Origin of the sequence: Niallia circulans NBRC 13626 (assembly GCF_001591585.1) — a bacterium.
GTDB lineage: Bacteria > Bacillota > Bacilli > Bacillales > Cytobacillaceae > Niallia > Niallia circulans.
In genome coordinates this window covers 155,000-169,368 of record NZ_BCVE01000002.1, presented here as the reverse complement: position 1 = coordinate 169,368, position 14,369 = coordinate 155,000, and the positions used below count along the sequence as shown (strand labels likewise).

Genomic DNA, 14,369 nt, shown 5'->3' with positions numbered 1-14,369 from the left:
AAGGAATCTATTAAGGAGCAAGGTAATACTATTATTTTCAGAAAAAATATTGCTGTTATGCTCCTTTTATGTTAAGATAACACTTGTGACTTAAACAGATGAATTTCTGTGAAGGGTCTTATAACGATGTTCCGCTGCAAGTGGTCTCTATCTATGAGTGCAAGAGCGTCTGTTGGAAGGAGTTGAAAACGATGCAAAAATTAATAGAAGAAATTACAAAAGAACAACTTCGTTCTGATCTTCCTGCGTTCCGTCCTGGTGACACTGTACGTGTACATGTGAAAGTTGTTGAGGGTACTCGTGAGCGTATTCAGTTATTTGAAGGTGTTGTAATTAAGCGTCGTGGTGGTGGAATCAGCGAAACTTTTACAGTACGTAAAGTTTCTTACGGAGTTGGCGTTGAGCGTACATTCCCTGTTCACACACCTAAAATTGCGAAGCTAGAAGTTATCCGTCGCGGTAAAGTACGCCGTGCGAAACTTTACTACCTACGTAACCTGCGTGGTAAAAAAGCTCGTATTAAAGAAATTCGATAATTGTTACCAAAAAAGAGCCTGTTCTTGTAACAAGCTCTTTTTTATATCCTTAAATGCTGCTTATAGAAAACTCGCATATTAGAAATAATAGTCCTATAATTCATCCAAAAATGAGGGGGATGCTGAGAAAGGAAAATGAAGTGGTCTTTTAATGGAATCACAACTTAGCAAATCTATTTCTAATCTTTATGCTAATAATTGGAGTAATCTGGAACAAAAGTCCAACTGCAATCTTTCCAATTTTACTTCATCCGGAAATTCCGCTAAAATATTATCATGGTAGAGAACTTTTAACCATACATAAAAAAATACCTATATTGTTCAGTTAAGGATTGGTGAAAGGTATGGCAACTGAAAAGAAGAAGAAAAATGAAATTTGGGAATGGAGTAAAGCATTAATAATTGCTGTTTTACTTGCTGTTGTTATTCGCTATTTTTTATTTGCTCCAATTGTAGTTGATGGTGAGTCCATGCAGTCTACATTGCTAGATCAAGATCGAATGATTGTCAATAAGATAAATTACAAAGTAAGTGAACCGAAGCGTTTTGATATTGTTGTGTTCCACGCTCCAGAAGGTAAGGACTATATAAAAAGAGTAATTGGTCTACCCGGAGATACAATTGAATATCGCGATGATGTTTTATATGTGAACGGACAAGCTTATGAAGAACCTTATTTAGAACATAATAAAGAAGGCGTAATAGGCCCTCTAACAGAAGACTTTACAGCAACTGTGCCAAAAGGAGAATTATTTGTGATGGGAGATAACCGTCGCAATAGTAAAGACAGTCGTCATATCGGTACAATTGGCTTTGATAAAATTATTGGTACTACGAGTGTGGTATATTGGCCAATAGCTGATTGGAAAATAGTAGAATAATGTTAGTGGGAGAAATAGAGGTGCATGCATGACTATACAATGGTTTCCAGGGCATATGGCAAAAGCCAGAAGGCAAGTAACGGAAAAATTAAAGCTAGTTGATATTATTTTTGAATTAGTGGATGCGAGAATTCCGCAATCTTCACGAAATCCAATGATTGATGAAATTATCCAGCATAAGCCAAGAATTGTTTTGTTAAATAAAGCAGATATGGCAGATAAAGAACGAACGAAAGAATGGATTCGTTATTTTCAAAGTCAAGGAATAAGAGCACTTGCGATTAACTCTCAAGCAGGTGTTGGAATGAAAGAAATTACTGCTTTAGCAAAAGAAGTACTAGCAGAAAAATTTGATCGGATGAAAGCGAAAGGGATTAGACCTCGAGCGATTCGAGCGATGATTGTTGGAATTCCTAATGCAGGTAAATCTACTTTAATTAATCGGTTGGCAAAGAAAAACATTGCCAAAACGGGGAATACACCTGGTGTGACGAAAGCGCAGCAATGGATTAAAGTAGGGAAAGAACTGGAGTTATTAGATACACCAGGAATACTATGGCCGAAATTTGAAGATCAGGAAGTAGGCTTAAAGCTTGCATTAACAGGTGCGATAAAGGATACAATTTTGAATTTGCAGGACATTGCTATATTCGGACTTCGTTTTTTGGAAAAAGAGTATCCGCAACGTTTAAAAGAAAGGTACCAATTAGAAATAATTCCAGAAGATACAGTAGAGCTGTTTGATCGTATCGGTGAGATAAGAGGAGCTCTGTCGGGTGGCGGTATCGTTAACTATGATAAAGTAACGGAACTAATTATTCGTGACATTAGAGGTGAAAAGTTTGGTCCGCTAACTTTTGAAAGAGCAGACGAAATGTAAGGGAAAAACTGCAAGGAGAAGTGGCTAAAAACAGACACTTCTCTTTTTTATGTAATATATATTTACCTATAAATGATTAGGTCCAGCGCTTTGAATCATATGGGAGATAAGAAATGATATGAAGCATCCCACACGGAATAATAGGACCATTTATAGGACCGGTCTCTTGGAAGGGAATGTGATCGGGGCTATAAAAAAGGAAGCGATTGAACCGATATAACTACTGAGGTGTAAACAATGAAATTAGCAACAATGAAAGATATCAAAGAGGCGCTAGAAGCAATAAGGGAAGTAAATGACCCATTTATCCTTGAATTAGAAAAAGACGAGAGGAAAGGGGCTCAGAAGCTTTTAGAAGCGTGGAAGAAGCGGATAGAGAAGGAAGAAAAGCTCCATCATCACTTTCTATCAATGAACCACTATGAACAAATTATCAGAAAGCAAGGTTATACATATATAGCAGGAATCGATGAGGTTGGCAGAGGACCGCTTGCAGGGCCTGTTGTTACAGCAGCTGTCATCCTGCCAGAAGATTTCTATTTACCAGGTATCGATGACTCAAAAAAATTATCTGAGAAAAAAAGAGAATTATTTTACGAGATAATCCAAAAAGAAGCAATTGCCATTGGCGTGGGAATTATTTCACCTGCTGAAATTGATCGTATAAATATTTATCAAGCAGCAAAAAAAGGGATGCTTCTAGCAATTAATGAACTTTCACAAACGCCAGACTACTTACTAATTGACGCAATGAAATTAACGACACCATATCCAAGTCAATCTCTTATTAAAGGAGACAGTAAAAGTGTCTCTATTGCTGCAGCAAGTATAATAGCAAAAGTGACAAGAGATCGTATGATGAAAGAGCTGCATCAAGAATATCCAGAATACCATTTTGCGACAAACATGGGCTATGGGACACAGGAACATTTAGCTGCTCTTAAAGAGTACGGAATTACTATTCATCATCGTAAAAGTTTTTCCCCTGTAAAAGAGATGGTAGAAAATAACTAGCTGAATCTGTAAGGAAGGAGGAAGAGAAAGATGAATGTGAACCATATTGTCCAAACTTTATTTCAAGAAAACCTTATGAGTAATAAAAGTCTGGAATTACGAGATGGACAACTAGTTTATGGGAAATTAACGAAACTTTTTCCTCAACAAATGGCAGAGGTACAAATAGGCTCACAAAAAATGCTTGCAAACCTAACGATTCCGTTAACTCTTGATAAAAGTTATTGGTTTCAAGTTTCCATTACAGATAACAAACCAGTTCTAAAAGTATTGCCGCAGTCATCAGAAGTTCCAGCTGCAAAGGGGAATATCAATGGATTACTTCAGCAGCTGCATCTTACCGATACGAAAGAAAATAAACTGCTTCTTCATTTTTTACTATCTAATAATCTACCAATTTCGAAAGAAGCGATAAGATCTATAGGTGAATGGCTGCCAAAATCAATAGGGAAACAGGAGCTTGCTACTATCGGTCTTATGATGGAAAGAGAGCTCCCTCTGACAAAGGAAGTATTTGCAAGTATTTCCGCCTTGCAATCCAATAAAGGAGTTAGTGTGCTGCTAAATGAACTTCAGCAGCAGTTGTCTACCTATCATATTAAAGAACCAAAGGTAGCGGATGTCCTTTCGGGGATTAGTGAGAGTGGAAAGGTTGCTCAAGATAATATCGTTGCTTCACTAAAAGCTGTTCTGCATAAAATGGGCTATTCGTTTGAAGCGGGATTGTTACAGCATACGCAAATAGAGGAGCAAACAACTAAAGAAATATTAAAACCATTGCTGCTAGGATTGATGGGAAAAGATATCCCTGATGTTGTGAAAGAAACTGCAGGTCAATTAATTGATAAAGTGACAGGGTATCAGCTTATCAGTCAGCAAACAGGTCCAATGATGCAAATGATAACAGAAATTCCTCTTCGTTTTTTTAATCAACAAGTGGATGTGACAATGCAATATAATGGCAGAAAAACAGCAGATGGAAAAGTCGATAGTAATTATTGTCGCATTCTTTTTTACTTAGAACTGGCTAATTTAAAAGATACAGTTATTGATATCCATATTCAAAATAGAATCATGAACATGATTATATTAAATGATCAGTCAACAAAAATAATGCCCTTAATTAAACAGGCAGAGGAGCCCTTAAAAGAAAAACTACGGGAATTAGATTATACCTTACTGTCTATTCATGTGAAAGACTTGTCAAAAGAAAACAAACCCATATGGAGTTCCCAACAAGCAGTGAAAGGAAATGCCTACAGAGGGGTGGATATAAAAATATGAATAAACACCATTCTTTAAAAAGGAAAGAAGCAATAGCATTAACTTATGAACAGCAAAAACACGCTTCCCCTACCGTTATTGCAAAAGGCAAAGGCGTGATCGCAGAACAAATTCTGGAACGTGCCAAAAAAGAGAACATTCCAATTCAAGAAGATCCCTCTCTTGTAGAGCTTTTAAGTAAATTAAATATAAATGAACAAATTCCTGAAGATTTATACATGACAGTGGCAGAAGTGTTTGCATTTATTTATGCTTTAGAGAAGGAAGTAACGGAAAAAGAGGGGGAAAAAGCAAAATAAGAAAGAAAAAATATTTTTAATTGTAAAATATTTAAAGATAAAAGCCTTTTTTATAGACAAAGAAAGGTTTTTTCCTTTAAAATGAAAGCGTAAACATATTTTTGTCTTTTCTAAATACATAAAATAATCGTAATTTGCTCTCGAAAAGAATATTAATACAGTGATAACGATACTTATGTTTTGGAAAAAACAAATGAATGGATGGGAAAAGTTATTCATTCACGAAAGTCATCATGCAGTTGTCTCCAATTTTACACAAAAAGGGAAAATAAGGGGTGTGGAAGCTTGAATATTCATGAATATCAGGGGAAAGAGATTTTAGAATTAAATGGCGTCGCAGTACCAAAAGGAAAAGTAGCTTTTACAGTAGAAGAGGCAGTGCGAGCTGCAGAAACATTAAATAGTGATGTATGGGTAGTGAAAGCGCAAATTCATGCAGGTGGTCGCGGTAAGGCTGGAGGAGTAAAAGTTGCCAAAAGCTTAGATGAAGTACAAACATATGCTTCTGACATTCTAGGGAGCACATTAGTAACTCACCAAACAGGTCCCGAAGGAAAAGTTGTAAAACGATTATTAATTGAAGAAGGTTGCCGAATCAAGAAGGAATATTACATAGGTTTTGTTGTGGATCGAGCAACATCTAGAATCGTATTGATGGCTTCTGAAGAAGGCGGTACAGAAATTGAGGAAATTGCAGAAAAGTACCCAGAGAAGATTGTAAAAGAAGTTATTGATCCAGTGACTGGCTTAACACCATTTCAAGCACGTCGAGTTGCTTTCTCTATTAACATTCCGAGCAAGCAAGTTAATAAAGCGGTTGCCTTTATGACTGGATTATATAAAGTATTTGTTGAAAAAGACTGCTCTATTGCTGAAATTAATCCCTTAGTTTTAACGGAAGATGGAAATATTATTGCATTGGATGCAAAATTAAATTTTGATTCAAATGCATTGTATAGACATAAAGATATTGTTGCCTATAGAGATTTAGATGAAGAAAACGAAAAAGAATTAGAAGCTTCTAAATATGATTTAAGCTATATTGCCTTAAATGGAAATATTGGCTGTATGGTCAATGGTGCTGGACTTGCTATGGCAACAATGGATATTGTTAAGCATTATGGCGGAGAACCGGCCAATTTCTTAGATGTTGGGGGCGGTGCGACAGCAGAAAAAGTAACGGAAGCATTTAAAATCATTCTATCTGATTCTAATGTGAAGGGGATTTTTGTCAATATTTTTGGAGGCATCATGAAATGTGATGTTATTGCGACTGGAATTGTAGAAGCCGCAAAGCAAGTTAGTCTTCATGTACCATTAGTTGTTCGCTTGGAAGGAACAAATGTGGAGCTTGGCAAAAAAATTCTTCGTGAATCTGGAGTAGATATTGTCGCAGCAGAATCAATGGCTGATGGTGCTGAGAAAATTGTAACCCTAGTAGAACAAGGAGGGAATGCATAATGAGTGTTTTTATTAATAAAGATACAAAAGTCCTTGTCCAAGGAATCACAGGTGCAACAGCACTATTTCATACTAAACAAATGCTTGAATATGGAACTAAAATAGTTGGCGGGGTAACACCAGGCAAAGGTGGTACAACGGTAGAAGGAGTGCCGGTATTTAATACCGTTAAAGATGCAGTGGATGTAACCGAAGCAAATGCATCCGTAATTTATGTACCAGCTCCATTTGCAGCAGACGCTATTTTAGAAGCGGTTGATGCCGAATTAGACTTAGTAATCTGTATTACCGAACATATTCCTGTTCTGGACATGGTGAAAGTTAAGCGCTATTTGGAAGGGAAAAAGACTAGATTAATAGGACCAAACTGTCCAGGTGTAATTACCCCAGAAGAATGTAAAATTGGCATTATGCCAGGATATATCCATAAGAAAGGGCATGTAGGCGTTGTTTCTCGTTCTGGTACTTTAACATATGAGGCTGTTCATCAGCTTTCTCAAGCTGGGATTGGTCAGTCAACAGCTGTAGGAATTGGTGGAGATCCAGTTAATGGAACAGATTTTATTGATACACTAAAAGCATTTAATGAAGATGAAGATACGTATGCAGTTATCATGATTGGGGAAATTGGTGGGACGGCTGAAGAAGAAGCAGCCCGCTGGGTGAAAGAAAACATGACGAAGCCAGTTGTTGGATTTATCGGCGGTCGTACAGCTCCTCCAGGAAAGCGTATGGGCCATGCGGGGGCGATAATCTCTGGCGGTAAAGGAACAGCAGATGAGAAAATTAGTGTTCTAACGGAATGTGGCATTAAAGTAGCCCCAACACCATCTGATATGGGGGCAACACTTATTGAGGTGTTAAAAGAGCAGTCGTTATACGAAAAATGTAAGACACATGAAGTGGTAGCAAAATAGAGAAAAGCTTAATCTAGCCTTATTCCACTAAATAAGGCTAGGTTTTTTCTTGATTTTTTTAAAGAGGATGGCATATGTAGCTAATCTATTAATTTACAATAGAAACAGTACCTCAATACTAGGAATTTTCAGAAAAACTAATTATAATGAAGGAAGATAATCCTTATTTAATTTATGTTTCTCTTTCTTTTGTATTTTTAGCTGATTTCTTTGTGAAAAGTAGAAAGCGAAAGGAAGAAAAGATGGAAATAATAAATAAATTATTAGTGAAATTACATCATTGTCAAGGAATCAGCTGGAAAATGATCGATCGTCTTCTAAAAGAAGATCCCACTCTTCAGTTGGAGAAAATCCCTTCCTTTATATCCTCGTTGTCACCTACTATGGAAAAGGAAATAGTAGAAACAATCCATTCTCATCATGTAGAAGAACAATTAAACCAATATTGGTTTAATCAAATTCATCCAATTACATTTTTTGATCCGTTATATCCGCCGTTTTTAAAAGAAATATATCAACCACCTTGGGTTCTTTATGCAAAAGGAGATCTTGAACTGCTGCAATCGAAGAGAAAGCTTGCAATTGTAGGTTCGCGCTTAGCTACCAATTATAGTACCAAAGTAATAACAAGGTTGATGAAAGAACTAGTAGAGGAGAAAATCACCATAGTAAGTGGACTTGCACATGGGGTTGATTCGATTGCCCATAAGCTGGCAATCGAAAATGGCGGCAAAACCATCGGTGTTATTGCTGGAGGTATTTTTCATATCTATCCAAAAGAAAGCATAGAGTTAGCAGGAGAAATGATGAAACATCATTTAGTCATCTCCGAATATCCTCCGTTAACTAAGCCTCTAAAATGGCAATTTCCAATGAGAAATCGAATTATAAGCGGTTTAAGCAATGGAACACTTGTCGTAGAAGCAAAGAAAAAAAGCGGCTCCTTAATAACTGCTAATTTCGCTGTAAATGAAGGGCGGGATGTATTTGCTGTTCCTGGCAATATATTTAGTCCTTATTCAGACGGTCCAAATGAATTAATTCAACAAGGAGCAAAGCCGGTGCTTGAAGCAAAAGATATACTAGAAGAATGGAAGCATTTATCGAAGTAGGAAAAAATAACTGGAAATAGCTTTGCATACAAATTTATTAAATAAAATAATCATTTTCACAGATAGTAAAATGAAAATAGTTTGCAATACAAAAGGAAAGTGATACGCTATAAGCAGCAAATTATTTAAGGAATTATCTTTTTTTAGTTCGGTCAGTGTGACTAACATCTCTGCCAATGAGAATTCACCGGAGGGGATTTAGCTGCAGTTAAGAAAGTAAAAACGCTATTCCAAACCAATGAGCAAGAAAAGTTGTTTCCATAAATTTGGAGTTTTTCATGAAAATTCAAAAAAAGTGTTGCTATTTTTATCATTTTGTTATACATTTTGCAACGTATAGATATTTCAAAGATAAAATTATGTAAATAAAGAGAGTGAAAACGTTTGCTAGTTATCGGAATGTTTGACAAATCAAAACATAGTATACAATAATAGTGAATATTTAAATCCCTCTTAAGGAGGACAGTTGATGTCAGATTTTTTAGTAATCGTTGAGTCACCAGCTAAAGCAAAGACAATAGAACGATATTTAGGAAAAAAATATAAAGTGAAAGCATCGATGGGGCATATTAGGGATTTGCCTAAAAGCCAAATGGGTGTTGATATAGAAAAACAATTTGAGCCGAAGTACATAACTATCCGTGGAAAAGGTCCAGTATTAAAAGAACTTAAAACAGCAGCAAAAAAAGCCAAAAAAATCTATTTAGCAGCTGACCCGGATCGCGAAGGAGAGGCAATTGCCTGGCATTTGGCAAATAGCTTAAATGTTGATATCGAATCAGATTGTCGCGTTGTTTTCAATGAGATAACAAAAGATGCTATCAAAGAATCATTTAAGCATCCTCGTGCGATTAATATGGATTTAGTAGATTCTCAGCAGGCTAGAAGAGTTTTAGACCGTTTAGTGGGTTATAATATCAGTCCATTATTATGGAAAAAAGTAAAAAAAGGGCTTAGTGCAGGAAGAGTACAATCAGTTGCAGTACGTCTCATTATTGAAAGAGAACAAGAAATTAAAGAATTTGTACCAGAAGAATACTGGTCCATTGAAGGAAGTTTTATAAAAGGAAAAAATAATTTCGAAGCATCCTTTTACGGTGTAAATGGAAAAAAAATTGAGTTGCATTCAGAAGATGAAGTAAAAAAAATTACTAGTCAGTTAAAAGATAATAAGTTTACTGTCGATAAAGTGAGTAAAAAAGAGCGGAAGAGAAATCCTGCTGTTCCATTTACAACATCTTCTTTACAACAGGAAGCTGCCCGCAAATTGAATTTCCGAGCAAAGAAAACAATGATGTTAGCACAGCAATTATATGAAGGAATAGATCTTGGAAAAGAAGGAACAGTGGGTTTGATAACCTATATGAGAACGGATTCCACTAGAATATCAGAGGTTGCACAAAGTGAAGCATATGACTATATAAACAGTCAATATGGCAAAGAGTATACACGTGAAGAGAAGAAACAAGAGAAGAAAAATCCAAAGGTTCAAGATGCCCATGAAGCAGTACGTCCAACTAGTATAGGTCGTGAGCCTAGCAAGATGAAGGAATATTTATCCCGAGATCAATTTCGATTGTATAAGCTTGTGTGGGAAAGATTTATTGCCAGCCAAATGGCGCCAGCTGTTATGGATACGATGAGTGTGGATTTATCAAATGGTAACGTCCTTTTTCGTGCTAATGGTTCAAAAATTAAGTTCCCAGGTTTTATGAAGGTATATGTGGAGGGCACAGATGACAACGTTGATGAGAAAGATCGACAGCTCCCAGATTTAAAAGAAGGAGATGTTGTCTTAAATAAGGATATTGATACAAAACAGCATTTCACTCAGCCGCCTCCACGTTATACAGAAGCAAGATTAGTTAGAACACTAGAGGAATTGGGGATAGGAAGACCATCTACATTCGCACCAACTTTAGATACAATTCAAAAAAGAGGTTATGTGGCTCTTGATAACAAACGATTTATTCCAACGGAGCTTGGGGAAATTGTTTTAGAGTTAATTTTAGAATTTTTCCCAGAAATATTAAATATTGAGTTTACAGCCAATATGGAACAAGACTTGGATAATATTGAGGCGGGCAAGGTCAATTGGGTAAAGGTTATCGACGATTTTTATAAAACGTTTGAGAAAAGACTTGAAGTTGCAGAACAAGAGATGCAAACTATTGAAATCAAAGATGAGCCAGCTGGAGAGGACTGCGAAGAATGTGGTCATCCGATGGTATTTAAAATGGGACGTTATGGAAAATTTATGGCATGTAGTAATTTTCCAGAATGCAGAAATACGAAAGCAATCGTCAAGGATATTGGTGTGAAATGTCCGAAGTGTCATGAAGGGAATATAATTGAAAGAAAAAGTAAAAAACGCAGAATTTTTTATGGCTGTGATCGATTCCCAGAATGTGACTTCATTTCATGGGATAAACCACTACAAAGACCATGTCCAAAATGTGAAAATATGTTAGTGGAGAAAAAATTAAAAAAAGGCGTTCAAGTACAGTGCGTAAACTGCGACTATAAAGAAGAACCACAAAGTTAAAATAGCTAGAATAAATAAATTTATTTGAGGGTGAGCAAAAGCTCACTCTCTTGTCACGTTACTGCCCAAGTATTCTTTTTCAAGTATCCCCTAAATTAGATATATAATGGAAGAAAAATAGATATTTTGCGAAAAAATTATTAATTCGCTTAAAGTAGAAACTTTTCATTCTTTCAATCGTATAGTAAAATGCTATGAGTGAACATCATCCATACATTTTAGCAGAAATAAAAAATGACAATTTTTTTACATTTGTAGCTGATTCTAATTCTTCTGTGTTTAAAGCGATATACTCTAGAAGGAAAGTTCCATAATCATTTAGGATTATCTTAATCTCAAAAGGGAAGAGTGTAGAAACAATAGGTTGTGAAAGAAATGATGCGAACAATTCGGAACTTTGTGAAAAATATGTAAATTGATTGATTGTAGCTAAAAAGTATGATAATATGATGAAGCCATTGTGAGGTGAGGTTATGAAACAGGAATTAAACAATCATGTTCACGCATTTATTGCCTATTTGCAGATTGAAAAAAATTACTCACCATATACAATAGAATTTTATACACAAGATATTAACCAATTCTTTCACTTTATGAAAGATCAAGTAATAGACAAGTTAGAAGACGTAAGTCCATCTGATGTAAGAATATACTTAACAGAGCTGTTTTCAAAGCAATTAGCAAGAAAAACAATTGCTCGGAAAATCTCTAGTTTGAGAAGTTTTTATCGTTTTTTGCTTAGGGAAAAAATAGTAGAAAATAACCCATTTTCTGCTGTATCGATCCCAAAGCTAGAAAAGAGATTACCTGATTTTTTCTACGAGGAAGAATTGCAGCAACTCTTTTTATCATGTGATACGAACACGCCCCTAGGACTAAGAAATAAAGCATTGCTGGAATTATTGTATGCAACCGGCATTCGTGTTGGTGAATGTACAAAAATTCAGTTGAGCGATATTGATTTCAGTGTCTCTACTGTGTTAGTTAGGGGGAAGGGCCAGAAGGAAAGATATGTTCCGTTTGGTAGTTTTGCTCATAATGCTCTTGAAGCGTACATAAAAGCGGGTAGGAATCAGTTGATGAAAAATTCAACAGATCATTCTTATCTGTTTGTTAATTATCGCGGAGGAATGTTAACAGATAACGGAGTTCGTGATATCTTAAATAAAATGATGAATACTTCATCCTCACAAGGAAAAATTCATCCCCATAAATTGAGACATTCATTTGCCACGCATTTACTGGCAAATGGTGCAGATATGAGAACGGTTCAGGAATTATTAGGTCATGCATTTTTAACATCAACACAAATATATACACATGTCACAAATGAGTATCTAAAAAAGACGTATATGTCTTATCATCCTAGGGCATAGTCAATTGGTAGAAGGAGGAAGTAACATGTCTGAAATGCCACAATTTCATGCAACAACTATTTTTGCAGTTAAACATAAAGGGAAATCAGCAATGTCCGGTGATGGGCAAGTCACACTTGGAAATGCTGTTGTGATGAAACATACAGCCCGTAAGGTTAGAAAGCTTTTTAACGGGAAAGTAATTGCAGGATTTGCGGGATCAGTTGCGGATGCCTTTACTCTTTTTGAACTATTTGAAGGGAAATTAGATGAGTATAATGGGAACCTACAGCGCGCTTCAGTAGAGCTTGCGAAGCTGTGGCGCAGTGATAAAGTTCTTAGAAAACTTGAAGCGATGCTGATCGTAATGAATGAAACGGATCTATTATTGGTATCTGGAACAGGAGAAGTAATTGAACCAGATGATGGTATACTTGCAATTGGATCTGGCGGAAACTATGCTTTAGCAGCTGGCAGAGCACTAAAAACTTACTCAGGAGATAATCTTTCTGCATACGATATCGCTAAAGCAGCTCTAGAGATTGCTGGTGAGATTTGTGTCTATACAAATAATAATATCATCGTAGAAGAATTATAGGGGAGGATTTTTAATATGCAAAAAAGTGCTAGTTTAACACCTCGGCAAATTGTAGAACGACTTGATCAATATATAGTCGGACAAAAAGATGCAAAAAAAGCGGTGGCTGTTGCATTAAGAAACCGTTTTCGCAGAAGCCTTCTTGATGAAAAGCTAAGAGATGAGATTAGTCCGAAAAATATTTTGATGATTGGTCCTACTGGTGTCGGAAAAACAGAAATAGCTAGAAGAATTGCGAAAATTGTTAATGCGCCATTTGTTAAGGTAGAAGCTACTAAATTCACAGAGGTAGGATATGTTGGCCGCGATGTAGAATCAATGGTTCGTGATCTTGTCGAAACATCTGTACGCTTAGTAAAGGAAGAGAAGATGTTTCAAGTAAGAGAAAGAGCGGAAGTTGCGGCAAATAATCGTCTCGTTGAATTGTTAGTTCCGTCTGCTGCAAAGAAATCATCCAGTTATAAAAATCCTCTGGAAATGCTTTTTGGCGGCGGTGGGGCAGACACAGAGGAAGATGAGCCTACTGTAGAAGAAACTAGTAAATCAGAAAAGAGAAAAATAGTAAAAGAAAAGCTTGCTCTAGGTGAACTGGAAGATGAAGTGGTTTCTGTAGAAGTGGAAGAACAACAGCCTTCTATGTTTGACATGCTCCAAGGTTCTGGTATGGAACAAATGGGTATGAATATGCAGGATGCTTTAAGTAGTTTTATGCCGAAAAAAAAGAAAAAGCGCAAATTAACAGTTAGGGAAGCACGTACAATATTAACGAACGAGGAAGCTCAAAAATTAATCGATATGGATGAGGTTACCCAAGAAGCAGTCGTTCGTGCTGAGCAAATGGGAATGATATTTATCGATGAAATTGATAAAATTGCCAGCAAATCAAACAGCAGCTCTTCAGCGGATGTTTCTAGAGAAGGGGTGCAGCGAGATATTTTACCTGTAGTAGAAGGATCTACGGTTGTGACAAAATATGGATCAGTTAAAACAGACCATGTATTGTTTATTGCTGCTGGAGCATTTCATATGTCTAAGCCTTCTGATTTAATACCAGAGCTACAAGGAAGATTCCCGATTCGTGTAGAACTTACTAAATTAACAGTGGATGATTTTTATCGCATTCTTGTGGAACCAGATAATGCGTTGATTAAGCAATATCAAGCATTATTGCATACAGAAGGTATAGAAATTGAATTTTCTGACGAAGCTATTCGTAAGATAGCTGAAGTGGCTTATGAAGTCAATCAAAATACAGACAATATCGGTGCGCGAAGACTGCATACTATTCTCGAAAAATTATTGGAAGATCTTTCTTTCGAAGCACCAGAAATAACAATGGAAAAAATAACGATTACTCCAAAGTATGTGGAGGAGAAGTTAGGAGCCATCTCAAGAAATAAGGATTTAAGTCAATTTATACTCTAATGAAAGCCAATTGGAATTTAAACTCCTGCATTGAAAGGTATAAGTAGACATAGATTTATTTC

Annotated in this window: 13 protein-coding genes; all 13 read left to right on the top strand. The window is 36.2% G+C overall.

What is annotated here, in order from left to right:
* Positions 1–191 precede the first annotated feature (191 nt).
* The gene (rplS, locus tag BCI01S_RS03275) at positions 192–536 is read left to right on the top strand and encodes a 50S ribosomal protein L19 (RefSeq protein WP_047939984.1); all 345 of its coding nucleotides are present in this window, start codon (positions 192–194) and stop codon (positions 534–536) included.
* 344 nt (positions 537–880) lie between these two features.
* Positions 881–1,417, top strand: coding sequence for a signal peptidase I (gene lepB, locus BCI01S_RS03270; protein WP_047939986.1), 537 nt, complete (start codon positions 881–883; stop codon positions 1,415–1,417).
* A 28-nt stretch (positions 1,418–1,445) separates the two neighbouring features.
* Entirely contained in the window at positions 1,446–2,297 is an 852-nt protein-coding gene (gene ylqF / locus BCI01S_RS03265) for a ribosome biogenesis GTPase YlqF (RefSeq protein ID WP_047939987.1), read from the top strand.
* Positions 2,298–2,534: 237 nt separating this feature from the next.
* A complete protein-coding gene (gene rnhB, locus BCI01S_RS03260; RefSeq protein WP_061796712.1) occupies positions 2,535–3,311 on the top strand; it encodes a ribonuclease HII in 777 nt (258 codons plus the stop codon).
* Positions 3,312–3,341: 30 nt separating this feature from the next.
* Positions 3,342–4,595 (top strand): TP0910 N-terminal domain-containing protein, encoded by a 1,254-nt coding sequence (locus BCI01S_RS03255; protein ID WP_061796710.1) that lies wholly within the window; start codon positions 3,342–3,344, stop codon positions 4,593–4,595.
* Positions 4,592–4,894, top strand: coding sequence for an EscU/YscU/HrcU family type III secretion system export apparatus switch protein (locus tag BCI01S_RS03250; protein WP_061796708.1), 303 nt, complete (start codon positions 4,592–4,594; stop codon positions 4,892–4,894). The genes BCI01S_RS03255 and BCI01S_RS03250 overlap by 4 nt, the downstream gene beginning before the upstream one ends.
* Before the next feature lie 285 nt (positions 4,895–5,179).
* Complete coding sequence (gene sucC, locus BCI01S_RS03245; protein WP_047939991.1) at positions 5,180–6,355, top strand: ADP-forming succinate--CoA ligase subunit beta; 1,176 nt, start codon at positions 5,180–5,182, stop codon at positions 6,353–6,355.
* Positions 6,355–7,272, top strand: coding sequence for a succinate--CoA ligase subunit alpha (sucD, locus tag BCI01S_RS03240; RefSeq protein ID WP_047939992.1), 918 nt, complete (start codon positions 6,355–6,357; stop codon positions 7,270–7,272). Before sucC ends, sucD begins: the two co-directional genes overlap by 1 nt.
* Positions 7,273–7,514: 242 nt before the next feature.
* Positions 7,515–8,384, top strand: coding sequence for a DNA-processing protein DprA (gene dprA, locus BCI01S_RS03235; RefSeq protein ID WP_061796859.1), 870 nt, complete (start codon positions 7,515–7,517; stop codon positions 8,382–8,384).
* 469 nt (positions 8,385–8,853) lie between these two features.
* Complete coding sequence (gene topA / locus BCI01S_RS03230; protein WP_061796706.1) at positions 8,854–10,929, top strand: type I DNA topoisomerase; 2,076 nt, start codon at positions 8,854–8,856, stop codon at positions 10,927–10,929.
* Between the two features lie 473 nt (positions 10,930–11,402).
* Entirely contained in the window at positions 11,403–12,305 is a 903-nt protein-coding gene (xerC, locus tag BCI01S_RS03225) for a tyrosine recombinase XerC (protein ID WP_047939994.1), read from the top strand.
* Positions 12,306–12,339: 34 nt separating this feature from the next.
* A complete protein-coding gene (hslV, locus tag BCI01S_RS03220; protein WP_016201113.1) occupies positions 12,340–12,882 on the top strand; it encodes an ATP-dependent protease subunit HslV in 543 nt (180 codons plus the stop codon).
* A 15-nt stretch (positions 12,883–12,897) separates the two neighbouring features.
* A complete protein-coding gene (gene hslU / locus BCI01S_RS03215) occupies positions 12,898–14,307 on the top strand; it encodes an ATP-dependent protease ATPase subunit HslU (protein WP_047939995.1) in 1,410 nt (469 codons plus the stop codon).
* Positions 14,308–14,369 lie beyond the last annotated feature (62 nt).

Excerpts from the sequence above, each read along its gene's own strand:
- rplS (WP_047939984.1), top strand. The coding sequence starts at position 192 with ATGCAAAAATTAATAGAAGAAATTACAAAAGAACAACTTCGTTCTGAT.
- lepB (WP_047939986.1), top strand. The coding sequence starts at position 881 with ATGGCAACTGAAAAGAAGAAGAAAAATGAAATTTGGGAATGGAGTAAA.
- ylqF (WP_047939987.1), top strand. The coding sequence starts at position 1,446 with ATGACTATACAATGGTTTCCAGGGCATATGGCAAAAGCCAGAAGGCAA.
- rnhB (WP_061796712.1), top strand. The coding sequence starts at position 2,535 with ATGAAATTAGCAACAATGAAAGATATCAAAGAGGCGCTAGAAGCAATA.
- BCI01S_RS03255 (WP_061796710.1), top strand. The coding sequence starts at position 3,342 with ATGAATGTGAACCATATTGTCCAAACTTTATTTCAAGAAAACCTTATG.
- BCI01S_RS03250 (WP_061796708.1), top strand. The coding sequence starts at position 4,592 with ATGAATAAACACCATTCTTTAAAAAGGAAAGAAGCAATAGCATTAACT.
- sucD (WP_047939992.1), top strand. The coding sequence starts at position 6,355 with ATGAGTGTTTTTATTAATAAAGATACAAAAGTCCTTGTCCAAGGAATC.
- dprA (WP_061796859.1), top strand. The coding sequence starts at position 7,515 with ATGGAAATAATAAATAAATTATTAGTGAAATTACATCATTGTCAAGGA.
- topA (WP_061796706.1), top strand. The coding sequence starts at position 8,854 with ATGTCAGATTTTTTAGTAATCGTTGAGTCACCAGCTAAAGCAAAGACA.
- xerC (WP_047939994.1), top strand. The coding sequence starts at position 11,403 with ATGAAACAGGAATTAAACAATCATGTTCACGCATTTATTGCCTATTTG.
- hslV (WP_016201113.1), top strand. The coding sequence starts at position 12,340 with ATGCCACAATTTCATGCAACAACTATTTTTGCAGTTAAACATAAAGGG.
- hslU (WP_047939995.1), top strand. The coding sequence starts at position 12,898 with ATGCAAAAAAGTGCTAGTTTAACACCTCGGCAAATTGTAGAACGACTT.